This is a genomic window from Rhizobium tibeticum (assembly GCF_900110205.1).
GTDB lineage: Bacteria > Pseudomonadota > Alphaproteobacteria > Rhizobiales > Rhizobiaceae > Rhizobium > Rhizobium tibeticum.
The window spans coordinates 1-22,383 of the sequence record NZ_FOCV01000051.1; the positions used below are offsets into that span (position 1 = coordinate 1).

At 57.2% G+C, this 22,383-nt stretch carries 21 protein-coding genes and 1 pseudogene; 16 read left to right on the forward strand and 6 right to left on the reverse strand.

All coding sequences use genetic code 11. From position 1 onward, the window contains the following. From BSG20_RS31115 to BSG20_RS37980, 15 genes and pseudogenes are all read left to right on the forward strand, one after another. A partial coding sequence (locus tag BSG20_RS31115) for a DDE-type integrase/transposase/recombinase (protein WP_143147562.1) occupies nt 1-246 on the forward strand: 246 nt, incomplete at its 5' end. Between the two features lie 258 nt (nt 247-504). Continuing rightward, on the forward strand, nt 505-882 hold the full coding sequence (locus BSG20_RS31120) for a type II toxin-antitoxin system RelE/ParE family toxin (protein ID WP_072381517.1): 378 nt from the start codon (nt 505-507) through the stop codon (nt 880-882). Further along, nucleotides 863-1,198, forward strand: coding sequence for a helix-turn-helix domain-containing protein (locus BSG20_RS31125; protein ID WP_072381519.1), 336 nt, complete (start codon nt 863-865; stop codon nt 1,196-1,198). Before BSG20_RS31120 ends, BSG20_RS31125 begins: the two co-directional genes overlap by 20 nt. A 170-nt stretch (nt 1,199-1,368) precedes the next feature. Next, nucleotides 1,369-2,043, forward strand: coding sequence for a DNA methyltransferase (locus BSG20_RS31130; protein ID WP_072381521.1), 675 nt, complete (start codon nt 1,369-1,371; stop codon nt 2,041-2,043). Nucleotides 2,044-2,491: 448 nt separating this feature from the next. Continuing rightward, nucleotides 2,492-3,490: an IS5 family transposase gene (locus BSG20_RS31135; RefSeq protein ID WP_072381523.1), complete on the forward strand. Its 999-nt coding sequence runs from the start codon at nt 2,492-2,494 to the stop codon at nt 3,488-3,490. Next, entirely contained in the window at nt 3,460-3,936 is a 477-nt protein-coding gene (locus BSG20_RS31140) for a S46 family peptidase (protein WP_244541483.1), read from the forward strand. The genes BSG20_RS31135 and BSG20_RS31140 overlap by 31 nt, the downstream gene beginning before the upstream one ends. 636 nt (nt 3,937-4,572) lie before the next feature. After that, entirely contained in the window at nt 4,573-6,819 is a 2,247-nt protein-coding gene (locus BSG20_RS31145; protein ID WP_210216960.1) for a DNA/RNA non-specific endonuclease, read from the forward strand. Nucleotides 6,820-7,835: 1,016 nt separating this feature from the next. Further along, nucleotides 7,836-9,350, forward strand: a complete 1,515-nt coding sequence (locus BSG20_RS31150) for a Mu transposase C-terminal domain-containing protein (RefSeq protein ID WP_244541484.1) — start codon at nt 7,836-7,838, stop codon at nt 9,348-9,350. Between the two features lie 6 nt (nt 9,351-9,356). Further along, the gene (locus BSG20_RS31155; RefSeq protein WP_072381529.1) at nt 9,357-10,238 is read left to right on the forward strand and encodes a TniB family NTP-binding protein; all 882 of its coding nucleotides are present in this window, start codon (nt 9,357-9,359) and stop codon (nt 10,236-10,238) included. Beyond that, nucleotides 10,216-10,818: a TniQ family protein gene (locus BSG20_RS31160; RefSeq protein WP_244541485.1), complete on the forward strand. Its 603-nt coding sequence runs from the start codon at nt 10,216-10,218 to the stop codon at nt 10,816-10,818. The genes BSG20_RS31155 and BSG20_RS31160 overlap by 23 nt, the downstream gene beginning before the upstream one ends. 318 nt (nt 10,819-11,136) lie before the next feature. Further along, nucleotides 11,137-11,586, forward strand: a pseudogene (locus BSG20_RS31165) (aldehyde dehydrogenase family protein); the annotation flags it as partial. A 25-nt stretch (nt 11,587-11,611) separates the two neighbouring features. Next, on the forward strand, nt 11,612-12,772 hold the full coding sequence (locus BSG20_RS31170; RefSeq protein ID WP_072381531.1) for an iron-containing alcohol dehydrogenase: 1,161 nt from the start codon (nt 11,612-11,614) through the stop codon (nt 12,770-12,772). Between the two features lie 47 nt (nt 12,773-12,819). Beyond that, nucleotides 12,820-13,611 (forward strand): AttM family quorum-quenching N-acyl homoserine lactonase, encoded by a 792-nt coding sequence (gene attM, locus BSG20_RS31175; protein WP_072381533.1) that lies wholly within the window; start codon nt 12,820-12,822, stop codon nt 13,609-13,611. Between the two features lie 167 nt (nt 13,612-13,778). Further along, nucleotides 13,779-14,591 carry an alpha/beta fold hydrolase gene (locus tag BSG20_RS31180; protein ID WP_244541486.1) on the forward strand — a complete coding sequence of 271 codons (813 nt, stop codon included), beginning with the start codon at nt 13,779-13,781 and terminating at the stop codon, nt 14,589-14,591. Then, nucleotides 14,557-14,940, forward strand: a complete 384-nt coding sequence (locus BSG20_RS37980; RefSeq protein WP_244541487.1) for an alpha/beta hydrolase family protein — start codon at nt 14,557-14,559, stop codon at nt 14,938-14,940. The genes BSG20_RS31180 and BSG20_RS37980 overlap by 35 nt, the downstream gene beginning before the upstream one ends. Before the next feature lie 275 nt (nt 14,941-15,215). On the opposite strand, the gene BSG20_RS31185 is transcribed toward BSG20_RS37980, so the two are convergent. After that, nucleotides 15,216-15,986, reverse strand: coding sequence for a phosphotransferase enzyme family protein (locus BSG20_RS31185; protein ID WP_072381534.1), 771 nt, complete (start codon nt 15,984-15,986; stop codon nt 15,216-15,218). After that, a complete protein-coding gene (locus BSG20_RS31190) occupies nt 15,983-16,627 on the reverse strand; it encodes a recombinase family protein (RefSeq protein WP_072381536.1) in 645 nt (214 codons plus the stop codon). The genes BSG20_RS31185 and BSG20_RS31190 overlap by 4 nt, the downstream gene beginning before the upstream one ends. A 129-nt stretch (nt 16,628-16,756) precedes the next feature. Between BSG20_RS31190 and BSG20_RS31195 the strand changes: the two genes are divergently transcribed. Continuing rightward, a complete protein-coding gene (locus tag BSG20_RS31195) occupies nt 16,757-19,720 on the forward strand; it encodes a Tn3 family transposase (protein ID WP_072381538.1) in 2,964 nt (987 codons plus the stop codon). A gap of 323 nt (nt 19,721-20,043) precedes the next feature. Here the strand turns inward: BSG20_RS31195 and BSG20_RS31200 are convergent, their stop codons facing one another. The 4 genes from BSG20_RS31200 to BSG20_RS37105 form a co-directional block, all read right to left on the reverse strand. After that, the gene (locus tag BSG20_RS31200; protein ID WP_072381540.1) at nt 20,044-20,493 is read right to left on the reverse strand and encodes a protein rhiC; all 450 of its coding nucleotides are present in this window, start codon (nt 20,491-20,493) and stop codon (nt 20,044-20,046) included. A 93-nt stretch (nt 20,494-20,586) separates the two neighbouring features. Then, on the reverse strand, nt 20,587-21,174 hold the full coding sequence (locus BSG20_RS31205; protein WP_072381542.1) for a tail fiber protein: 588 nt from the start codon (nt 21,172-21,174) through the stop codon (nt 20,587-20,589). Nucleotides 21,175-21,314: 140 nt separating this feature from the next. Further along, nucleotides 21,315-22,010 carry a protein rhiA gene (locus BSG20_RS31210; RefSeq protein WP_072381544.1) on the reverse strand — a complete coding sequence of 232 codons (696 nt, stop codon included), beginning with the start codon at nt 22,008-22,010 and terminating at the stop codon, nt 21,315-21,317. A gap of 81 nt (nt 22,011-22,091) precedes the next feature. Further along, on the reverse strand, nt 22,092-22,383 hold a 292-nt coding region (locus BSG20_RS37105), incomplete at its 5' end, for a hypothetical protein (RefSeq protein WP_210216961.1).

The following is a 22,383-nucleotide window of genomic DNA, read 5'->3' on the forward strand; positions in this document are numbered from 1 at the left end:
GTCGAACATCGATCGCACAAGGGCCTTAACAATCGCGCAGAGAATTCTCACGTGCCGCTTCGAAAACGAGAGCGGATGATGCAGGGCTTTCGATCCGTCGGAGGTTTGCAACGTTTCATCTCGGTCTTTTCAGCAGTCCGAAATCTTTTCGTCGCGCCGCACCAGAGACACTCAGCCCTAGCCACCCATATTCATCGGATCCGCGCCATGGCGCAGTGGAAAGCCGTGACCGCTGCAATTGCCTGAGTTTACCGACAAGCGACTTTTCGGCCGTTGATCAAACAACGTGACATCGCCTTCGAGCGCGTTGCATGAAAAATGCAGTGGATAGGGTTGCCTCGTCCAAAGTCTGATCCATGCAACAGTGCTAAATACAATTATCAGGTGGTTCGCGAGAGCGAAGATTGAATGAAATCATGATTGCATGATTTCATGCTGTCATGCTTGCGTGATCGCCCGAATGATCGGGATTGAAAAATATACCAGAACAGGTATAGGGTTTATATGAAGCAGGAAGAACGCCCGCTTGAGTGGATTGGCAGCAGCCACAAGGACCTGATGCAGCTCCCGGCAGATGTGCGGAAGTCGGTCGGGTTCGCGCTGCATTTCGCGCAGCACGGCGAACAGCATCCCGCGTCCAAGGTCCTCAAGGGCTTTGGCGGCGCTGGCGTACTGGAAGTGGTCGAGAACGATGTGGGCGGCACCTACCGGGCCCTTTACACGGTCAGGTTCGAGGAAGCGGTGTTCGTGCTGCATTGCTTCCAGAAGAAAAGCAAAAGCGGCATTGCCACGCCGAAGGCGGATATGGACGTTGTTCGGGCGCGGCTCAAGATGGCCGAGGCTTTAGCCAAGGAGATAAGAGATGCAAACCCGCGTCGTTAATGGGATCGAGGTCATGACCAGCTCCGGCAATGTTTTTGCCGATCTTGGTCTAGCTGACGCCGACAAGCTCAAGGTAAAATCCGGCCTAATGATCGAAATCACAAAGGCCGTGCGCAGGCTTGGACTGACGCAGGAGGAAGCCGGGCGGCGCATGGGGCTTCCTCAGCCAAAGGTCTCAGCGCTTTTGCGTGGCGATCTCGCCAACCTGTCAGAGCGCAAACTGATGGATGCCCTGAATCGTCTTGGTTACGATATCGAGATTACGGTGCGGCCTACGGCTGATCCGGTCGGGCATCTGACGCTTGCGGTCGCCTGAATAGCAAGCGAATGACTGCTGAAGAGCTTACGACATTCATGCTTCTGTCAGAAGAGCAGGCGTGTAAATAGCCCAGCAACTAATAAGCCAGACCTCCCAGAATCAATTAAAGTTCAATACTCTCGATATGATCATGAAAAATTACAGACAATCAAAGAAGAACATCGATAATGAGTGAGCCAAAAAAAATCATATCGCCGGAATCTTCTTTGGATTTTATGTCTAAGGAAGAACTTATTCACATAATTCGTTCGATGGTTGATGGAGGAGTATCTATAAACTTCCATGGAAAACGTTTTTCGCACGAAGTTTTCAAGAAGGTTCGCCCTCGGCAGACAATTATTAAAAAGGATCTCTGTGTAGGAGAACCCGAAGAGCAAGTTAAAAATCTACTCATCGAAGGTGAAAACCTTCAAGCAATGGTGACTTTGTATAAGGAGCGGGGGCAGGTTGATCTCATCCTCACGGACCCTCCATATAATACGGGGCAAACATTCAGGTACAACGACAAATGGGACGAAGATCCTAACGATCCGGACCTTGGTCAAATAGTGAAACTGGAAGATGGCTCACGACATACCAAGTGGATGAAGGCCATGCTGCCACGCCTTCACATGATGTATGCAATGCTCAAGCCTTCTGGTGTTCTCGCTATTTGCATAGACGATAATGAACTTTTCCATCTAGGTATGATGCTTGACGAGATCTTCGCGAAGAAAATCGGATTGCGATCATTAATTGGCAAAAATCATATTCGCCTAAGAATGACAGCTCTCATGTTTCCACTGCCACAGAATATGTTCTCGTATACTCCAAAGACAAAGCTTCAGCAAAAACTGCGCTAACCCTGCGCACCGAGACGATGAACGCTCGTTATAAGATGGAGGATGGTGACAAACAGCCATGGACGAGCGGCGATCCAACGCGACGCGAAGCCCGTGAGCGTGATCGTTACGCAATACAGTCACCCTTTACCGGTGCCCTCCATTACCCTGGAGCCAATTCGTGGCGCGTTCCTCGCAGCAACCGAAAGGCTTAGAGGGGCGTGTCGCAAAGCGGTCGGCCGAACGCGTTGAGTTGAAATACGTTCTGCTCTTCACGCCTTATTAACGAGCTATGGTGGAAAATGGGTGATGACGGTTTGAGAATGGCGGCGTATCGAGGCGGGTGATTGAAGCCAGCCAGACCCTCTCAAGGAGAGCGATACGCCATGAACGAGAATTTGGTGCAGGGATCAAATTTCAACATTTTTCATCTATGCGGCCGGATCGAAAATAGGTTGATTGATCCAGCATGCCGCACAGACATAACGCCGCCCGCCGCCATCACATCGGAAAAATGAAGTTCAAAGTGACGAACTGGGCGGAGTATGAGGCGGCGCTTCGCCGCCGTGGCAGTTTGACCGTTTGGATAACGCCGGAAGCTTTGATCGGATGGGCTGCCCCACGTCGCAGGACGCGTGGTGGCCAGCCTCTCTATTCGGATCTGGCGATCGAAACTACTCTGATGCTGGGCATGGTGTTTGGGCTGCGTTTGCGCCAGAGCGAAGGGCTTTTGAGTTCGGTGCTCGACATGATGGGATTGGATCTGCCTGTGCCCGATCACACCACGTTGAGCCGGAGGGCCAGAACCTGGAAGCCATTGAGCAAAAGCAATGACCGCCAACCTGTGGCGGACGGGCCGGTTCACGTCTTGATCGATAGCACGGGATTGAAGGTCTATGGCGCGGGCCAATGGCTGGAAGAAAAACACGGCGTAAAGTCCCGGCGCAGCTGGCGAAAGCTGCATCTGGCTGTTGATGCCGACAGTGGCGAGATCATTGCACATAGTCTGACAGATCAGGAAACCGGCGATGCCTCGCAGCTGGAGCCGTTGCTGGATCAGATCGACGATGAGATCGACCAGTTCACTGCCGATGGAGCCTATGATGGCTATCCAACCTACGACGCAGTTCTCCGTCACAGCGCAGGCGCAAGGGTCGTCATTCCACCGCGCTCGAACGCGGTTGAACGGCCCAACGTCCAAGCATCCTGCCAGAGAGACGACCACATATCATCCATGCAGGCAGATGGCCGGCTGAAATGGCAGACGTCCACCGGCTATGGCAAACGGGCGCTGATCGAAACGGCGATGGGCAGATACAAGGGCATCATCGGGCCGCGTTTGCACGCTCGTTCATTCCGGTCGCAGCAGACAGAGGCTGCGATCGGGGTCACCATACTGAACCGAATGCTCGCCTGCGGACGCCCGAAATCCGTTCGTTGCGAGGCACCGACGGCAGCAACGAAATAAGTACGCATCAAAGACCGAATGATGACCCGTCGCTGAGCGGTGCACCAACGCCCACGGCCGAGGGACTTCTGGCCAAGCACACTGGCAGGGGCGAGTTCGATGCGCCGGATGCGGTGGTTGCCGCGATTCGGGTCAAGGATTATGGCCCCTATGTCGCGCCAGCGCTGGGCACGTTGCCGGTCGACTTCATGTCCACGGTCGACATCACCAACGGCAACAGCGGCTCGGCGACGCTGAACGGGCGTGGCGAGTTCGTGGGTCTCGCGTTCGACGGCACGCTTGAGGGCGTGATCTCGGACTGGGCCCCCGACGCGGACCGCAATCGCAGCATCCATGTCGACAGTCGCTTATCGCGCCTAGCCCAGCACTTTTCGATCGCGCGGTCGAAATCCGGCGTATTGGCCAGCACGACTTCCGTCTCCGCGAACTTCCGCCTACCATTCTGAAGCGTTCTGGTGCTCGGCAGTCGCAGGCGTTGTCCGTTTTGTGACAACTTCGACATTGAGACACTGCGCTATCAGCGTGATCGTTTGTTGTAATTAATTAGTTTTCCGGTTTGGCGCGGCAGTTGCCTGCGCGGTAGTTGCTTGGATGAAAACAGCTACCTATGGCACGAACGGGCAGGAGTTCCTCCATGAACAGCCTAACCGAACAGGCAATCACCACCGCGAGACCAATTCAAGCGGATCCGTCTTCCCTGGGAACCGAAACGGCCAAGCCTGTAACCAGTTCACCGCATGTGGGGACCCCACAATCTCGCAACGCTGACGAGGGTGGGCAACACGGCGCTCGGTTGTCCCGCCGCTTGATAAAGCCGATCGCAAAGGTGCGCGGGAGGAAACTCGGGCGCCAACTTGGTGAGCGGTTAGACCCGACCGGCTCGCTCCTGACAGGTGACGGCAGCGGATCGACATCGACACCGAGAAGGAGTTTTGGGATCCCTGTGTGACGATCATGACGTCTTTGCAGGCACTGGCCTTCGCCGCAGCCGGGCGCTGTGGGGCGTCAAAGTCCAGGAAGAAATGAGGTTTGCGAGGATATCGGATGCCTTTTGTTCGGTTACCGTGGAGGATGGTATGGCGATGGATGACGAAATCGATGGAGCGCTGTTAGCGAATGCAGAGGCTGCCGCCGCGCGATGGAAGAACCGCACAAGGATTCGCGAAGCGCGCACTGACGCGCTGACCAGACATGAGGTTCTGGCGGCGGACAGTCCGGATCGCCTGGTTGCGCGATTGAACAATATCATCAGCGATGTCCGGAAGTCCGGCGGGGGAATGCTCACGCCGGAAAGTTCCGTCTTGAGGAAGTTCGTGGAGCGCCCCTTGCCCGTGACTATCGCAGAGCTCAGCGACCAGATCGTTCACGAGGTTATCACGGGTGCCCGCGACTTTCTTTCCGTGGAGTTTCTGGACCGGGGCTCGGCGGCCGCCCGAAGTGTCGGGCGCGTGCTTATGCGTGCTAAGGGAATCCTTCGCGCACGAGGCACTGGCTTCCTCGTCGGTCCGGGATTGCTTCTGACCAATGAGCACGTCCTCACCTCGGCGGAGCTTGCGGATCGATGCGTCGTTCAGATGGACTACGAGCAGAACCGCTTCGGTCCGGTGAAGCAGCCTCAGGAGTTCGCGCTCGAGCCGAAGCGCTTCTTCCTGAATGACCACACGCTCGACTACGCGCTCGTGGCGGTTGCTGTGAAAAGCACCCAAGGCGTCGAGATTTCCACATACGGATGGCTTCCGCTCAATGGCGCCCAGGGAAAGATCACGATCTCGGAGGAGGACTACCTCAACATCGTCCAGCATCCCCGTGGCCGGGAAAAGCAGGTCGTGATCCGCAACAACCGGGTTCTCGATATGAGGACTGCCGCCGAAGGCCTCGGACCGTTCCTGCATTATGAAGGCAATACGGAGAAAGGCTCCTCAGGGGCACCTGTGATGAATGATGGATGGGAGGTCGTCGGGCTTCACCATAGCGGCGTGCCCGCGATCGACAGCCAAGGGAACTGGCTCAGAAAAGATGACCGCATCTGGGACAAGGAGCAGCACTCTGTCGAGGAAATCAAATGGGTCGCGAATGAGGCCGTGCGGATTTCCAGCCTCGTTGCAGCGATCGAAAGCGCGCCCCTGGAAAAGGAGAAGCGAGCCTACCTGAATGAAGCCATGTCGGCCACAGCATCCATGGAAACCTTCGCGGCTATCCGGGTCCCCGAGAGCGTCGTGGACAAGCTGAATCCCACCAAAGACGTTCGCGAAGTGTCGTCCGGGAGACGCAGCGGTCCCGACCGGGAAATATCGAAGGACAGATGGGTGCCGTCGGCCACTATCGAGGTCCCGCTGAAGATAACCCTTTCTCTAGGCCGGGTCGGCAATCGGTCCGCACCGGCACGAAAGCCGCGCCCGCGACTTCCGGCCGAGTTGCTCGAAAAGAAATTAGAGGCGCAGGATTTCGCCGATCGCGATGGTTACGCCCGCAAGTTCCTGGGAGTTTCCGTTTCCTTGCCCAAGGTCAAGGCAGAGTCGAAATTCGGTGGTGGTGCTTTAGTCGTTCCCCGGCCCGCTCGACCGGATGATCGGACCGAACTGCGCTATCACAACTACAGCGTCATCCTCTGTGCGAAACGGCGCCTGGCCTATGTATCGGCCTGCAATCTGAACTTCGCTGCGAAGGAAACCGCAGGCCGGAAGGATGGTCGTAGCACCTGGAGAAAGGACCCGCGGATCGAATTCGCGGATCAGCTCGGCGACCGCTTCTATGACTACAATGACTACGACAGGGGACACCTGACACGGCGGGACGATGTCGCTTGGGGTGACACATTCGAGGATGCCGTTGCCGCCAATGACGACACGTTCTTCTACACCAACTCGGCTCCACAATATTTTTTATTCAACCGGCCGGACGAATACACCGGTGCCGGGCTGGACCTCTGGGGAGACCTGGAAAACTTCATCTCCGAGCAGGGGGAAGCGCAGCGTGCCCGTTTGACGGTCTTCAACGGCCCCATCTTTGGTGAGCAGGACAAGCCGCTACACGACGCACTTGTGCCGCTGAGTTTCTACAAGATAGTGATTTGGCGCGACGGGACAGAGGATCCGGGTGCGGTGGGCTTCGTGCTCGATCAGTCCGACCTGATCGCGTCACTACCCGAGGAGGCCATCGATCCGGGCCGTTTCGAACTGCGCCAATGTCGGATCGCTGACATAGAGGACCAGTTGGACCTCGACTTCGGGGTGGCGAAGAAGTGGGACCGCCTGGGGAAGATCAATGTCAGCGAGGCCTTCGGGGCTGAAGGGATCGAAATCGCCAGCTTGAAGGACATTAGGCTCTGAGCGAACAGCGCGGACAGTCCGACTCGACATGATGGCGGTGGCCCGCTTCCGACCTCACCTCGGCTTCCCGGGGCGATCTGCGTATGAGCACCCTTGTCGTCGAACGACATGGCCAGATTCTCGATGGCTTGCCGTTTCCACTGCGTGATCTGGTGCGGCTGAAAGCTGGTGGTTCGTCGCGAGTTCCGCAGTCGTCCGCTCGCCGCGGATCGCCTCAAGCGCAACGGATCAAGGGCGTGAAGGGGCTTGGCCGAGGAACTCGGCAAGGGGCTGCGGACGACGAGAACGCGAAGCGGGTGGTTAACGAGTCACATGGAACACCTCCATGCGCTGCTTCGTCCTCCCGGGAGTCAAGATCGTGGACGATAGGACCTCCACAACCTTTCGGTTCCGGGCTCGCGGCACCCTTTCCCCCCTGAGAGAACTGTCTCGGTTACCGATCGCTCTCCGTGGGCAACGGAACACGTTGGGCTCGACCCTTGCAAAGGAGAAAATAAGATGATTCTGGCTAGTGGTACGGTTGTTGCAGGTACCGCTTCAGGCCATCGCTGGACGGTAGCCATCATGTGATCTGCCGTGTGGAGGAACGATGAAGAGAGGCCGTTTACGCGGCCTCTCTTCATGTCACCGGAGTGGTCGGGGAAACGCATTCGGTCCCGTCAATTGGGGGGGCCTCCTCCCTGCCCCGCCGTCGCAGCGCAAGCCGATGTGGGACGGACGAGCGAGGCTGGTTTGGTTGAAACTAAATGGAGCTTCTGTCGCTTGGCATTTAATCGTGAGAATGTGCACCAATAATTTCAATTGGTTGACGTGACACTTAATTCGAGAACAGGCACTTAATTTGAGAATTAGACTTGGATTTTGGCACCTAATGTGAGAATCAGGCGGTACACATAATCGACGGTGTTTCCGCAATGAGTGACCCATTTCCCGACGAGGTCGATGAAGCGCTTTGGAATGAAGCGTGCCGGCGCGCAGAAGCTGTGCGAGAATTCCTGAGGCATCGAGCTGGCAAAATGACAGCCGCGGATGTGGCACTGCTTGCGACCGAACTCGAAATCAGTCGGGCAACCGCGTACCGCCTTATCAAGCTGTTTCGCGCCGGTGGGACGGTCATGTCGCTGGTGGACCGCAAGCGCGGTCGTCCAGAGGGCCACCGGGTCCTGGATGACAAGCGGGAAGAGATCATCCGCACGACGATCAGCCGATACTACCTGAAACGAAATCGTCCACCAGTTTCACAGTTGGTCCGGGATGTGCAAACGAATTGCATGTCGGTTGGGCTCAAACCGCCCCATCGCCGAACGATTAAAGCTCGTCTCGAAGACATCGACCTGCAGAAGCGCGCCAAACGCCGCGGCGAAAAAGACATCGTCAAGCAGACGCAGGCCGTTCCTGGGGTGTTTGCTGCCTCCCGGCCGTTGCAGGTCGTACAGGTCGATCACACGAAGGCGGATGTCTTCGTCGTCGACGAGGAAACCCGGCAGCCAATCGGCAGACCCTGGCTGACGCTCGCGATGGATGTCTGCAGTCGCATGGTGACGGGTTTCTACCTCACGATGGACGCTCCTTCCCGGCTGTCGACCAGTCTCTGTTTGCTACAATCCGTCTTCGACAAATCGGCCTGGTTACGGGAGCGCGAGATCACCGAAGCATGGCCCGTCGCCGGCTTGCCAGAGACATTGCATGTCGACAACGGAGCCGACTTCAGGAGTCATGCTTTCAAGCGAGGGTGCGAGGATGCCGGCATTGCGATCGACTGGCGCCCGCCGGCAGAGCCGCGCTTCGGTGGCCACATCGAGCGCCTGATCGGGACACAGATGGGAAAACTCCACCTGCTGCCAGGTACCACATTCAGCAACGCGCAGGAGCTTGGCGAGTATGATTCGAAGCGGCATGCGGCGCTGACCTTGCGCGAGCTCGAGCGCTACATCGCCCTCGACATCGTCGGCTCCTACCATCAGTCGATCCACAGCAGCCTGGGCCGTCCGCCAATTGCCGTGTGGCGCGAGCACGAAGGCCAGATTCCGCTTCGGCTGCCACAAGATCGAATGCGTTTTTGGCTGACGTTCCTGCCCGAGCAGGAGCGCACGTTGCGGCCAACCGGAATTCATCTGTTTGGACTGCGTTACTGGTCAGCTGCGCTCAGCGCCGACGTCGGGCGCGCGAACCGGCGCCTGCTTGTCAAATACGACCCCCGGGACATGGCTCGTGTCTTCGTCCGGCGGCCATCGGGAAACTTCGTGGAAGCCCGCTATGCCGACGTTACCTTGCCGTCGGTGACACTGCACGAAGCGCTGGCTGCGCGACGTGCGCTGCTCGCGAAAGGACGACAGGAAGTCAGTACCCAAACCATTGTCGGCACCGCGATTGAGCAGCGCAAACTGGTGGACGCAGCGGTCAAGAAGACGGCGGCTTCGCGAAGCGGCCGTCCAGGCAGCCCAAAAACGGGGGTGGATGACGGTGGATGGGGCTCGCTTCGCGGGGTCGACTCCAGCAAACCTGTGGACTTTGAAGAGGACACGGAGTGAGCTGCCATGAACACCGAACTCTCCCACCTGACCGCGAGCGCCGCAGCGCTGATTGCGGAAGCCGACGAAAAGCGGATCCGCGCGATCAGATCGCGCCGGTGGCTTGTTTATCCGCGTGCCAAGCAGGCGCTCGATCGGCTGAATCTCTTGCTCGACCATCCACGTGGAACCCGAATGCCATCCATCGCCATTTATGGCGACAGCGGCATGGGCAAGACGATGATCATGAAACGCTTCCGCGACCAGCACCCGCCCAGCTTCAATTCGGTTACCGGTAAGGTGAAGACACCGGTTCTGGCCATGGAGATGACCAGCCGGCCAGGCGAGCGGCGGTTCTACGCCGAACTGCTGACCCTGCTCGGCGCACCGCAGCGGCCGCGCACGGATATTGCGCAGATGGAGCAGGCCGCTTTGCGGATCATGGAAGCGATCGGTGTGCAAGTTCTTGTGATCGACGAAGTGCATAATATTCTCGCCGGAACCTATCGCGAGCAGCGTATTGTCCTCAACACATTGCGCTTTCTTAGTAACCGCCTGCAGATCTCTCTCGTCTGCTTCGGGGTTAATGACGCCCGCGAAGCCATCGGCGGCGATGTTCAATTGGCCCGCCGCTTCGAGCAGTTTACGTTGAGCCGCTGGGCCGCCAACGAGCAGTTCGAAATCTTGATCGCCTTGATCCTGCGCAACACGCCGCTGCGCCTACCATCGGTTCTAACGGTAAAATCGCTGCGGCGAATGCTACAGATCACTGAAGGCATCACTGCGAATATCTTTCACATTATCAACTCACTTGCCATCGAGGCCATCGAAAGCGGCCAAGAAAGGATAACGGACGCAGCCATCGAGAAATGGGAGCCAGAGTTTGATGCGGAAGCCGCCTTCGCATGACACGGGAAGGCCTTCTCGACTGTTGCCGGTAACGTTGGCTCCCCGAACCGATGAGCTTCTGTCGTCGTGGATCGGTCGGCATGCCGAGTTCTATGCGGTCCCTCCCCTCGCTATGCTTCGGCATTGCCTTCCAGAGGTGTCATCCCTGCGCGCCGCTGATCTCTATCTCAATGAGGATCAGGTCTTCCGCGTCGCACGCATGTTTTCCGCGGATACGACCACGGTCCGCCGCACGACCTTCGCGAATATGTCACAATCGTCGCGGCGCCTGATTGCCAAGGAACCGGTACAATTGTGCTCATGCTGTCACTCGGCAAATCACGAACCGGGGCCGGTTCTTCGAAGCCAGCTTCTCGGCTGGCGTATCACCTGTCCGCTTTGCGACGGCCCGCTCCGGCACGCAGGCAAGCATGTCCGCCCCTCTACTTTTGCCCGCTACCACCGGACTGCTCTCATAGGAGAACGGCTCCTCGACGATGAGGCCGAGCGCGATGTCCGAACCTGGACATCGCCGGCAGAGATAGCGCGCCTTCTGCTGATGCGACGGGTGGCGAGACGCAATCATTCCAGATCTCGATAATGTCGTCGAACGAACGAGCCTGCCGACATCGGCAAGTCCAATCCTGCCACTTCATCTGCGGCCAGCTCTACTGGCCGGAGTAGCCATCGTCGAGCGTGCCGGTCCGGAGATGCTGCGAATGCTACGTGGTCATATGATGGGTGGGAACAAAGTGCGCTTCAGCGGCGCTATCGAAGAGATCATGACCCATACATGCCGATCTATGGCGTCTTCGCAGTTGCAGTTAATTTGAGAATTCGGCCGCTTATATTCTCAGCTTTAAATGCTAGACCCGGCCGAAACGGCCACATTCTCACTTTTAACTGGCAAGCGACAGCTGAGGCCATCGCCAAGATCGAGGACCATATTAGCGATGCGATCGGGAAGGGCGCGAAAGTGGTCGTAGGTGGCAAGCGACACAGCCTCGGCGGGACATTCTTCGAACCGACTGTCCTGACAGGAGCGACACAGGCGATGAAGATCGCCCGCGAGGAAACCTTCGGGCCACTCGCGCCTCTCTTCCGCTTTGAGACAGAGGAAGAGGCGGTCGCTATGGCCAACGATACGGAATTCGGATTGGCTGCCTATTTCTATACTGAAAACATCCGCCGAACATGGCGAGTGGCCGAAGCGCTGGAATACGGCATGGTGGGTCACAACACCGGTCAGATCTCGAACGAGGTAGCGCCATTTGGCGGCGTCAAGCAGTCCGGCCTCGGACGGGAAGGCTCCCGTTACGGAATCGATGACTATCTGGAAATCAAATATCTGTGCTCGGCCATCGCTTAAGCGGCTGACGATAAGGGAGGAGTTAATGACGATCAATCCATTCGAGTTTCGAACTGTCCCATCCATGGAGATGGCTTGGGGCGGAGCTAAGCGATTAGGTGGACTCATCGCTGAGCGTTTTGCTGCGCGCACGGTGCTTTTGGTCACCGATGCGGGCCTTGTGAAGGCTGGGTTGATTGCGCCCATTGCCGCCAGTCTGGAGGCGGCTGGTTGCAGTGTGGCGATTTTTGACAGGGTTGTGCCCGATCCACCGGAAAGCGTTTTGTATGGTTGTGTCGAGGAGGCGCGGCAAGTCGCAGCCGATATTGTGATTGGTCTCGGTGGTGGCTCGTCCTTGGACATAGCAAAGCTCGCGGCGGTGCTGCTGTCGTCGGCACAACCGCTCGCCGAAATGTATGGCATCGGCAAAGTTCAGGGGGCGCGTGTTCCACTGGTTCTCGTTCCGACAACTGCGGGCACAGGTTCGGAAGTCACCAACATTTCCATCATCACCACCGGCGAGACGACCAAGATGGGAATCGTGTCGCCGCAACTCTATGCGGATTTCGTGCTCCTGGATGCGGAATTGACCGTTGGTTTGCCGCAGGTTCACACCGCAGCAAGCGGCATCGATGCGATGGTGCATGCCATCGAAGCCTATACAAGTAAGCATAAGAAAAACCCGCTTTCGGACGCGCTTGGGCGTGAGGCGTTGCGGCTTCTCGGCAGCAATCTAATCGCTGCCTGCAAGGAGCCGACAAATCGGGATGCTCGCGAAGGCATGCTTCTCGGTGCAATGCTTGCGGGCCAGGCTTTCTCCAATTCCCCGGTGGCTGCGGTCCACGCGTTGGCCTATCCGCTCGGTGGACATTATCACATTACGCATGGTCTTTCGAACGCTCTGATGCTCGGTCCAGTCCTTCGCTACAATGCACAGGAGGCTGCCCCGCTTTACGCCGAGCTTGCCAATGTGCTTGGCTTCACGGGAAGCGGCGACGCCACTGCCCGTTCGGAATACTTTGTTGCCCATATGCAGGTGCTGATGGATGAAAGCGGCGCGCCGCGACGGCTTCGCGATGTAGGTGTAACCGACAACAGTCTCGCCATGCTCGCCGCAGACGCAATGAAACAAACCCGCCTTCTCGTCAACAATCCAGTCGAAGTCCGGGAAGAAGACGCGCTTGCCCTTTATCGGGAAGCCTTCTGAAGCTTTCCGCAGAAATTCATCGTTCATATCACCACGGGAGGTCCAAGGTGACGGATATCCGACTTTACATGCTTCAGTCCGGCACCCTGAAATGCAAAGTGCACAACATCAAAATGAATCAGGGAAATGGTGCGGATTACGAGATCCCGGTTCCCTTTTACCTCATCACCCATCCCGACGGTCACACGATCATCGACGGTGGCAACGCCATTGAAGTGGCAACGGACCCCCGCGGCCATTGGGGCGGTATTTGCGACGTGTACTGGCCCGTTCTTGACAAGGACAAAGGCTGCGTCGATCAGGTTAAAGCTCTCGGCTTCGATCCGGCGGATGTTAAATACGTCGTGCAGTCCCACCTGCATCTCGACCATACCGGCGCGATCGGCCGCTTTCCGAATGCCAGGCATATAGTGCAGAGGGCCGAATATGAATATGCCTTCACGCCCGACTGGTTTGCCGATGGCGGCTATATCCGCAAGGATTTCGATCGCCCGGGTCTGAAATGGCAGTTTTTGAACGGCACTCAAGACGATTTTTATGATGTTTATGGCGACGGAACGCTGACGACGATCTTCAGTCCTGGCCATGCGATGGGCCATCAATCCTTTCTCGTCCGCCTTCCCAGCAGCGAGCAGCTGCTTCTGACGATCGATGCCGCCTACACACTCGACCATTGGGAAGAAAAGGCGCTGCCGGGCTTCCTCGCATCGACGGTGGATACTGTTCGCTCTGTACAGAAGCTGCGCACAATCGCGGAAAGGACGGGGGCAAACGTCGTCACCGGTCACGACCCGGATGCGTGGTCGGCCTTCAAGAAGGCACCAGAGTATTACTCTTGAGAAGTCGCCGCGGTCTGGCCGCGACATGATCCTACAGCGGCGAATAAGCCCCTTAGAAGCTGAGACGTTTTGACCTGGATCAATGTGAAATCCAGTGACTAGGATAGGGCTTTGGAAGGCTGAGGCCACCGCTTTGTTTCGTTGGTAATCCGACCAAGGAGAAGTAAATGCGTCTGAAAATACTCATCACTATTGCCATGATGGCCGGCCCTGCATTGGCGTACGAGCCATTGGTTGAAAAGCGGGAATTTACCCTGAAAAACTTCGTAACACGTGGAGGCAGGACGGTTCCCGAAATGCGGCTGGGGTATGAAACTTATGGCACGCTGAACGACGCCAAGGATAATGCCATCCTGATTCCGCATTATTTCAGCGGAAACAGTCACGCGGCGGGAAAATATAAGGAGGCGGATGTAAGCGCCGGCTATTGGGATGCGATCATAGGGTCCGGCAAGCCCGTTGATACGGATAAATACTTTGTTGTGCCGGTCGACACACCGGTCAATCTCGGTGCCAACGATCCGAATGTCATCACCACCGGCCCGGCGACGACTAATCCCAAAACAGGAAAGCCTTGGGGTATGGATTTCCCGATCATGACAATCGGCGATTTCGTTGATACGCAGAAAGGGCTGATGGAGCAACTGGGGATTGGGAAATGGCATGCTGTCATGGGCGCCTCCATGGGAGGGCTGCAAAGCTATGAATGGGCAGCACGCTATCCCGACAAGTTGGAGCGGGTGATTCCGGTCATTTCCTCTGGTTGGGCAGACGCGAACCTTATCGCGTGGCTGGACGTATGGGCGTCGCCGATCAAACTGGATCCAAACTGGAACGGTGGAGATTATTACACAGGCCAGGCGCCGAATGCAGGGCTGGCTCAAGCGATGAAGACCCTAACGTTGCAGGCAAATTCGGCAGAATGGACCGACGGTACATTTGGGCGTGAATGGGGATCCCGGGCAGAGTTGGGCGAATGATTATAAGGTTGTCACTAAGCTAAACGAGGCGGGCGCAGCACGAGTAGCCCAGTCAGATGCGAACCATTTCCTTTATCTCGCGCGCGCCAATCAGCTGTTCGTCGCTGGACAGCCCAAAGGCAGCCTCTACAAAGGGCTCCTGGATATCGATGTACCCGTGATGCTGATCTATACCGATGAAGACCTTATCTTTCCTGGAGATGCAGTGCGCGAGACAGGAACGATTATTAAATCAGACGGTACGCCGCTCGAATTCGTGGAACTGGAAGGTACGCGAGGACATATGGATGGCTTGTTGAGCATTGCTCAGGCGGGAGAGCGAATTCGAGCATTCCTTGAGGCCAAATAGGAGCGGGCGGGCCCTCCCTTTATAAGAAGAGCCAGCAGATGCTGCGATCCTCGTGGCGGGGTTCGGCCACGCCACCTTACTCAGGGTTTCACAAGTCCAAGATTACCGAGGCGGACCGCTATGCTCTCACTCGCCGCGAGGCGCCATTGAAACCGATGAACGGCGCGTTGCCACCAAGCTCGGCGCCGCGTTTCATGACCTCGTTGGTGCCATGGACCATTAGGGCCCCCGAACATTAAAGGGGCACAGATATACGGGATGGCTTTCATTTCTGGTCAGCCGAGCGCTGACAACAGCCGATCACGATTTTTCTGCACGTACTCTATGTCCCTGAGGTATATGGCGGCGTCGCCAGCCTCCACGTCCTCCACGAAGGTTGAGTCTCCCGCTTCTGCTCTTGAAAGCATGAAATCCACCAATGCTTGCAGTCGTCCGCAGATCGCCTCGGGAAGCCTGAGCTTTTCGTCGGCTGTCGCGCCATAGGATGCACAAAAGATGCTTGCGCGATGCAATTGTTCACGGACATCGAACACAACGCCTTGGTTGGAATAGTCAGACAATGGCGCCCATCTGTAAACTGCGTATGCCAGATCCCATAAGGCTGGCGCTGGATGTGCGGTGTCGAAATCAATGATCCCGACAGCCACATCGCCCTCAGTTGCGACATTGTAGGGTGCAAAGTCACCGTGGCAGATAATCTCGGGAGGTTCTTGTGGCGGCAGCATCCACGTTTGGATCTCGCGATCAACGTCCAGGAACCCACGCGAAGCTGAATGGAATTTACGCAGAAGCTCGCCTGCAGAGCGTAGCATCCGCTCCGAACCAACAAATCGATCCGCCAAATGCTCACAAACGCGCCCTTCGACGTAAGTTACGGTTTCTTGATGTTGCGTTAGTTCGACTGGAATTGGTGCAGCAGAAAAGCCGCTGTTTTGCAAATGGCGCAAAAACCTATGCACTGTCAGCGTCCAAGGACCAGATGGCCTCCTGACGGTATTTCCGTCGCGCCAAATTTGCCCTGCTCGCCCTCCCTCCAATTCTTTCATTTTCTTACTCCCAAAGTGATCTTTTTCCGTCCGAGCAGACGTTCACCATCGCCCCGCAACTCACCCTTGGGACCTACAAACCGGTATAAGGTCTGACGGGTGATGCCGAGTTCTGCGCAGAGATCGGCCACCTTCGTCTCAGGTTTTCCCATCATTGCTTGAGCAAGGCGTAATTTCGCGGGCGTCATTTTGAACGGCGCTCCACCATTCCGGCCACGCGCTCGGGCTGCCGCTAGGCCTGCTTTGGTCCGCTCGATGATCAGTGCCCGCTCAAATTCGGCAAGAGCGGCAAATATTCCGAACACCAGCCGGCCGTTCGCTGTGGAAGTGTCGATCGATGCGCCTTCGCCTGCGAGTACTTTCAGACCGATGTTCCGCTTTGTGAGGTCGTCCACGAGATTGACGAGGTGACGCAGGTCACGGCCGAGACGGTCAAGCTTCCAGACGGCGAGCGTGTCGCCAGCGCGCAGCGCCTTCAAGCAAGCCGCTAGACCGGGACGATCATCTTTCTTGCCCGAGGCGAAATCCTCATAGACGTTATCGACCTCGACGCCGGCCTTGATCAGCGCATCGCGCTGGAGGTCATGGACCTGGCTGCCGTCGGCTTTCGACACCCGCGCATATCCGATCAGAGCTGTCATTTATACGTCCGTCTATGTGACAATTTTCATTTGGCAGCGCCAAAGCCTGTAGATTGTCACATAACCCGTCTTGCAATGTAAGCTCCATGAACGGCTATCTCCGATCTTTTTGTGACAGACGGAGTACCGATGCCTCGCCGCATGATTTTGACGGACGCCGAACGGCAAAATTTTCTCGCCCTGCCCGCTGATGACGACAACCTGATCCGCCATTGGAGCCTCAATGACGAAGACCAGCGTCTTCTCGAAACACGCCGCCGTGACGATACCCGGTTGGGTTTGGCCCTTCAACTCTGTGCCCTTCGCTATCCCGGACGACTGATCCAGCGTGGGGAGGTGATCCCGGAAAGCGCACTCGCGTTTCTGGCCGAGCAGCTCAGGATCGAACCAGAGGTGCTGGCAAATTTCGCACGAAGAACGCCCACACGCTACGAACAACTGGCCATTCTACGTCAAAACTACGGGTTCAGCGAACTGAGCCACCCCCTGCGGGCTGACCTGCTTGCCTTCGCGCGAGGTGTGGCGATCGCTTCGACCAAGGACAAATTCGTTGTCACGGCGCTCGCCGATGAGATGCGCCGTCGGCGTATCGTCATTCCCGGCATCACGGTGATCGAACGGTTGGCCGGGCAAGCCTGCACCGAGGCGGAGGAGGCGCTGTTCGCCGATGTTGTCGCAAGACTGCCTCCAGATCTGATCGTCAGGATGGAGACCCTGTTGGCTATGAGACCGCGTGTCCGCCAAAGTGGGATCTCATGGTTACGCGAGCCACCCGGAAAAGCCGGCGAAGCCGCCATGCGCGGATTAATTGATCGGCTTGAGGCCGTGCGACATGTCGGGCTTTCGAAAGATGTGCTTATGGCCGTCCCTGCCCACCGTGTGCGCCGCATGGCACAGGAAGGTCGCCGCCTGACCGCCCAGAATTTCGAGCAAATGCGGTCCGGCCGCCGACATGCAACACTTGCAGCCTTCCTTCTGGAGATGGAAATCGCGCTCACTGATGCAGCGATCGGTATGTTCGAGGTCCTGATTGGCAAGACGTTCCGGCAGGCAGAGGCTGAGCGCGACAAGCAACTACTGGAAAATGCTTCATCGGCGACATCGGCTCTGGATTTCTTCGTGAGCTTCGGAGAAGCGATTTCTGCCAAACGCGAAACCGGGCTTTCCCTTGACGAGGCGGTCAACTCTGTCAGCAGCTGGGAACAGTTGATGCAGGCGACCGCAGCTGCAAAAGCGGTCTCTCGTACTCGCAAAGATGACGATCTGATCGCCTACCTGCCGGCTCAGTATGCGCGCATCCGGCGGTTCGCAGTTCCGTTCCTGACAGCATTCACCTTCGAGGGGAACCGTCAGAACCGCGACTTCATCGACGCCGTGATGCAAATGAAAGCCGCAGGAAAAGGTGGCCGTCGCTCGACAAATCCGCCCTTGATTGCGAACGCACGCGATCTGGTCGACAAGCGCTGGATCAAGGTAATCCTAGCAGCGGACGGCTCGATCGATCAGAGAATGCTGGAACTCTTCATCCTTGTCGAACTGAAGAACCGGATTGCTGCCAACGAAATCTGGATAAAAGGGTCGCGCACCTACCGCGCGCTCGACGAGGACATGATCTCGCACCAGACCTATGCCATTATCAAGGCCGAGGCTCGCATCCCCGTCGCAATTCCGGTCGATGTCGAGATCTATCTCGCTCAAAAAGCCGAAGTACTGGACCAGAAACTGCGCGAGGCAGCGAACCGTTTGGAGACCGGTCGGGGCGACACGCGCATCGGCGCAAAGGGGTTGCGAGTTCCCGCTGTCAAAACCGCCGAGACCGAAGCCGCACTCGCATTCGCGAAACGAGTGGCAGCATTCATGCCAACGATTCGGCTGACGGACCTCGTCGCCGACATCGATCGAATGACCGGTTTCAGCTCGCTGTTCGAGCATCTTCAGACCGGACGGACGCCGAACGACATGCGTGTGTTCTATGCAGCGATCATCGCCGAAGCCACTAATCTCGGCTATTCGAAGATGGCGCTCGCCTGTCCCGGCATCACACGCCGCCAGATGCAGCAGATGTCGTTATGGCACTTCAGGGAGGAGACGTTCACCCTAGCGCTCGCCAGGCTCGTCGAGGCGCAACATGCCGCCCCGTGCGCGGCCGTCTTTGGTTTGCACACCGTCTCCTCCTCCGATGGACAGCATATCCATCTTGGCGATGGCGGCGAAGTCGCTGGCGGTGTCAATGGTCACTACGGAACCAACCCGATCATAAAACTCTACACGGCGATCTCGGGCCGCTATGCCCCGTTCCACACAAAGATCATTGCTGCGACGGCGAGCGAAGCAGTCCATGTTCTCGATGCTCTTCTTGAAACCGATGCAGGTCTCGACATCGCGCGCCATCACGTCGATGGCGGCGGCGTCAGCGATCTCGTCTTCGCATTCTGCCATGCGCTTGGCTTTGCTTTCGTGCCTCGCATTCCCGATCTCGATGGACGATGCCTCTATGGCTTTAGGCCTGGAAAACACTATGGCATTCTGCAGAATGTCATAGGCGACCGCATCGACGCCGACCTGATCCGGGCGCATTGGGACGATATTTTGCGCCTGATGACCTCATTGCGCACCCGCACCGTCTGCGCCTCGCTCATGCTCAAGCGATTGTCGGCGACCACGAGGCAGAGCGGTCTCGCCCAGGCACTGCGTCAAATGGGCCGGATCGAGCGGACCCTGTTCACGCTCGACTGGATCAATGACGAGGATCTTCGGAAGACAACAACAGCAGAGCTGAATAACCGCAATAGTCTCGTGCGTGCTGTCAATCTCCATCGTCTCGGCCGGTTCCGCGATAGAAGCCAGGAAAACTTGTCAATCCGAGCGTCGGCCCTCAACCTGGTCGTCACCGCCATCATCCATTGGAACACGATCTATACCGGCCGTGTCGTCGATGCCCTTCGAAATACAGGGCAGCCAGTTCCCGAGCCCCTGCTGACCAGCCTGTCGCCGCTCTCGTGGGAGCATGTAAATCTCACCGGTGATTACCTATGGGAAGAAAAGCCCGCACTCGACGATAGCGGCTTCCGACCCATCCCGTTCACCTTATGATCGGCGTACCGTATATCTGTGCCCCTTTAATGTTCAGGGGCCTTAAGCGCGACAGTACCGTGCATTGGTGTTGTATGAAAGCGGCAGCAGAATTTGACGCGACCAGTAGATCTGTGCGGAATCGCGAATGTCGAATGGTCTGACCCGGGCTATCTCGAGCGGCGGGGAGAAGTCGACCTGTTGTGACACGGATTGGCTCCACTACGGACCAGAGCAAACAGCAGTTCAGCTTCTCCTGAGCGATCAGGGCACATCCATATCTCCTGGGTGATAGGATGTGCCCCAGATGCTATGGCTCCGCCGGCGGGTTCACCGGCCATTGCTTATCGCCAGACGGCGCCTCCAAATTGGCCTGTCGCGTCCTTCAGAGTGATGCCGGAGAGATCGCAGTGGTTGGCATTATCCGGTCGAGACGCTTGAATGAGTCTCGCGCTTTTGACCGGTGCCTTGATCATGCAATAGGCGTTGAAGCGTGCGGGCAGCCCCGGCAGCGTATTGGCCAGATTGCCATTTGGCCTGCAGTTGACGCTTGCCCCTTCCATACGCCCGGACGGATCCACGGGCTCGCCGCTGAAGTCGCATGTCTTGCCTGTTGGCGTGCCCGGAACACCGACAGGGCCGGCAAGCGTGACGCCGCGGATGACCACGCCGGTTGTGACGGGATTTACGCCGACCTTGGCCTTGTGATGCTCCGCAGCCGCGACCGTCTGTGCCGCGGTAACGGCCAGCGCAAAAGCCGAAACGAATCCGAACATTCTTACTGTTGCAGGCATTACAATTTCTCCTCTTTTGCGGATCGATCAGTTGCGATCCATTGCCCGTTGCACTGCATGAAAGGAAAAGACTTTGTGCAATCTTTTCCCGACTTACCGAAACTTGATGAGGTAATTGACGGCAACGTTCTTGGGACGCGTTTCAGAGGCCGTGCGCGCGGGGGATTCCGGTGAACCTGTAGATTTGCTTGAAATGGACGTTCCAGCGGCACTCCCCTGCTGAGAAATGCCCGACGGTGTCGTCACCTCGTAGGAATGCGAATGGATCTGCATGGCATCGCACTGGAGCGACCCAACAACGTTTGCGACATTGTTGCCGGTCGGATCCAACCGTTGTTTTGCATCAGGGTCCATCCCCGCGCCGGCATCGAAGCCGCGCAAGAATAGCCCGCGATAGTCGGGAATACGGAACTCCAGATCCGTCCCCGCATTCCGTTCTCCATAGAGCCCCCCAAGCACGGCGTAGAGTTCCGGATAGGCGCCCGCGCTTAGATAGCGCCCGTCGCAAAGCATCCAGCCTTGGGACTCGACGTAGCTGAGAGGGGCGTCGGCCTTTGTTCCCGCCGTCGCGCCGGAGGTTGCGCAGGCCGCGTTGGCCCAGATCGTGTTGCGGGAACCCGAGACGGGATCGACTTGGCCCGCAAAAGGGCACACGGCACCGATAGGAGGTCCTACAAACATTGTTGCGTCCCTTGATGAAGGTGCGTTTGTAAGAAACGGAGCGCCTCGGTCGTGAGCGGCGCTTTGCCGTCAAGAGCAGGCACCCCACTCCCCGCGGCTCCGCCGCACCGGTTGCGGAGCGGAGCCAATCCACCCGGCCGTTAGGCCGGATTGATATCCCAGGTATTGTCCTCCTGCAGCACGCCCACGAGATTGTAGACGGCGGAGGGGAATTTCGCTTCGTTCGTCTGGGTGATGGTGTTGATGCTGAGGACCGTGCCGATGCTCACATTCGTTCCTGCCGCAATCCAGTAGCTTGGCGTCGGCGTGAACGTGTGCTGCAGATTGGTGCCTGCTTGAACGACGTAGGTTCCTGTTCCGGACATTCCGATGCCGACCGAGAACCGGTTGTTCGGCACATTCGCGGCGTCGTTGATGACCATGGACCCGGCCGGATCGCCCTTGACCGGGTTGCTCAGGCCCGGCCCCTCAGTCAAGGAAAACGTGGTCGTGTTTTTGCCGCTGGGGCTGCAGTCCTGGTCGCCGGAGGCGAGGAAATCCACACCGGGGATGAGCTGCCCGGTGTCGCTCCAGACGAAATTATAGTCGATTTCCCAGGTGAATTTGATCTGGTTGCCAACGCGGATTTGATATGGAGAGCAAAACCATGCCAGCGAGAAGACATTGGCAACCGGCTGCGGCATCTTTTGATAGACATAGAACGTCCAGGGCTGAGCCGACAGGTTCTTGAGTAACAGGGAATATTGCGTGCCCTGGGCGAGCGCCGCACTTGCTGACTGCGATGCACGAGCATGATCTGTTATTTCCTTGTTGGCATAACTGATGTGCAAGGTCATTTTATTCTCCCTTTCTGAGTGCGTTTTCCGATTTGATTCTGGGCCAATCCAATCGGCTCCATTTAGTTTGGCATTAGCACGTCACTCGAATTCAACTGTATCGAGTGCTCGTTCTCTCAGTCCATAAGGCTTTGCCGACGACGTTGCATATACTGCGCCAAACAAAAACTGCTTTATATTCAATAAGATGACTTTCGGCCACCATGTCGCATGTTCGCCATTGTCCAACATCCGACAAGATTGTGGACTGGTTTGCCTGCCCTCAAGTCCCGTGAGAGCGGCGGTGCAAAAGTCGGCCACGGTAGCGGCGGGATAGTCCCGCTGGCATCGTAAACTTAACGGATGAAAGGCCAGCGAAAGACGCCATCCGCAG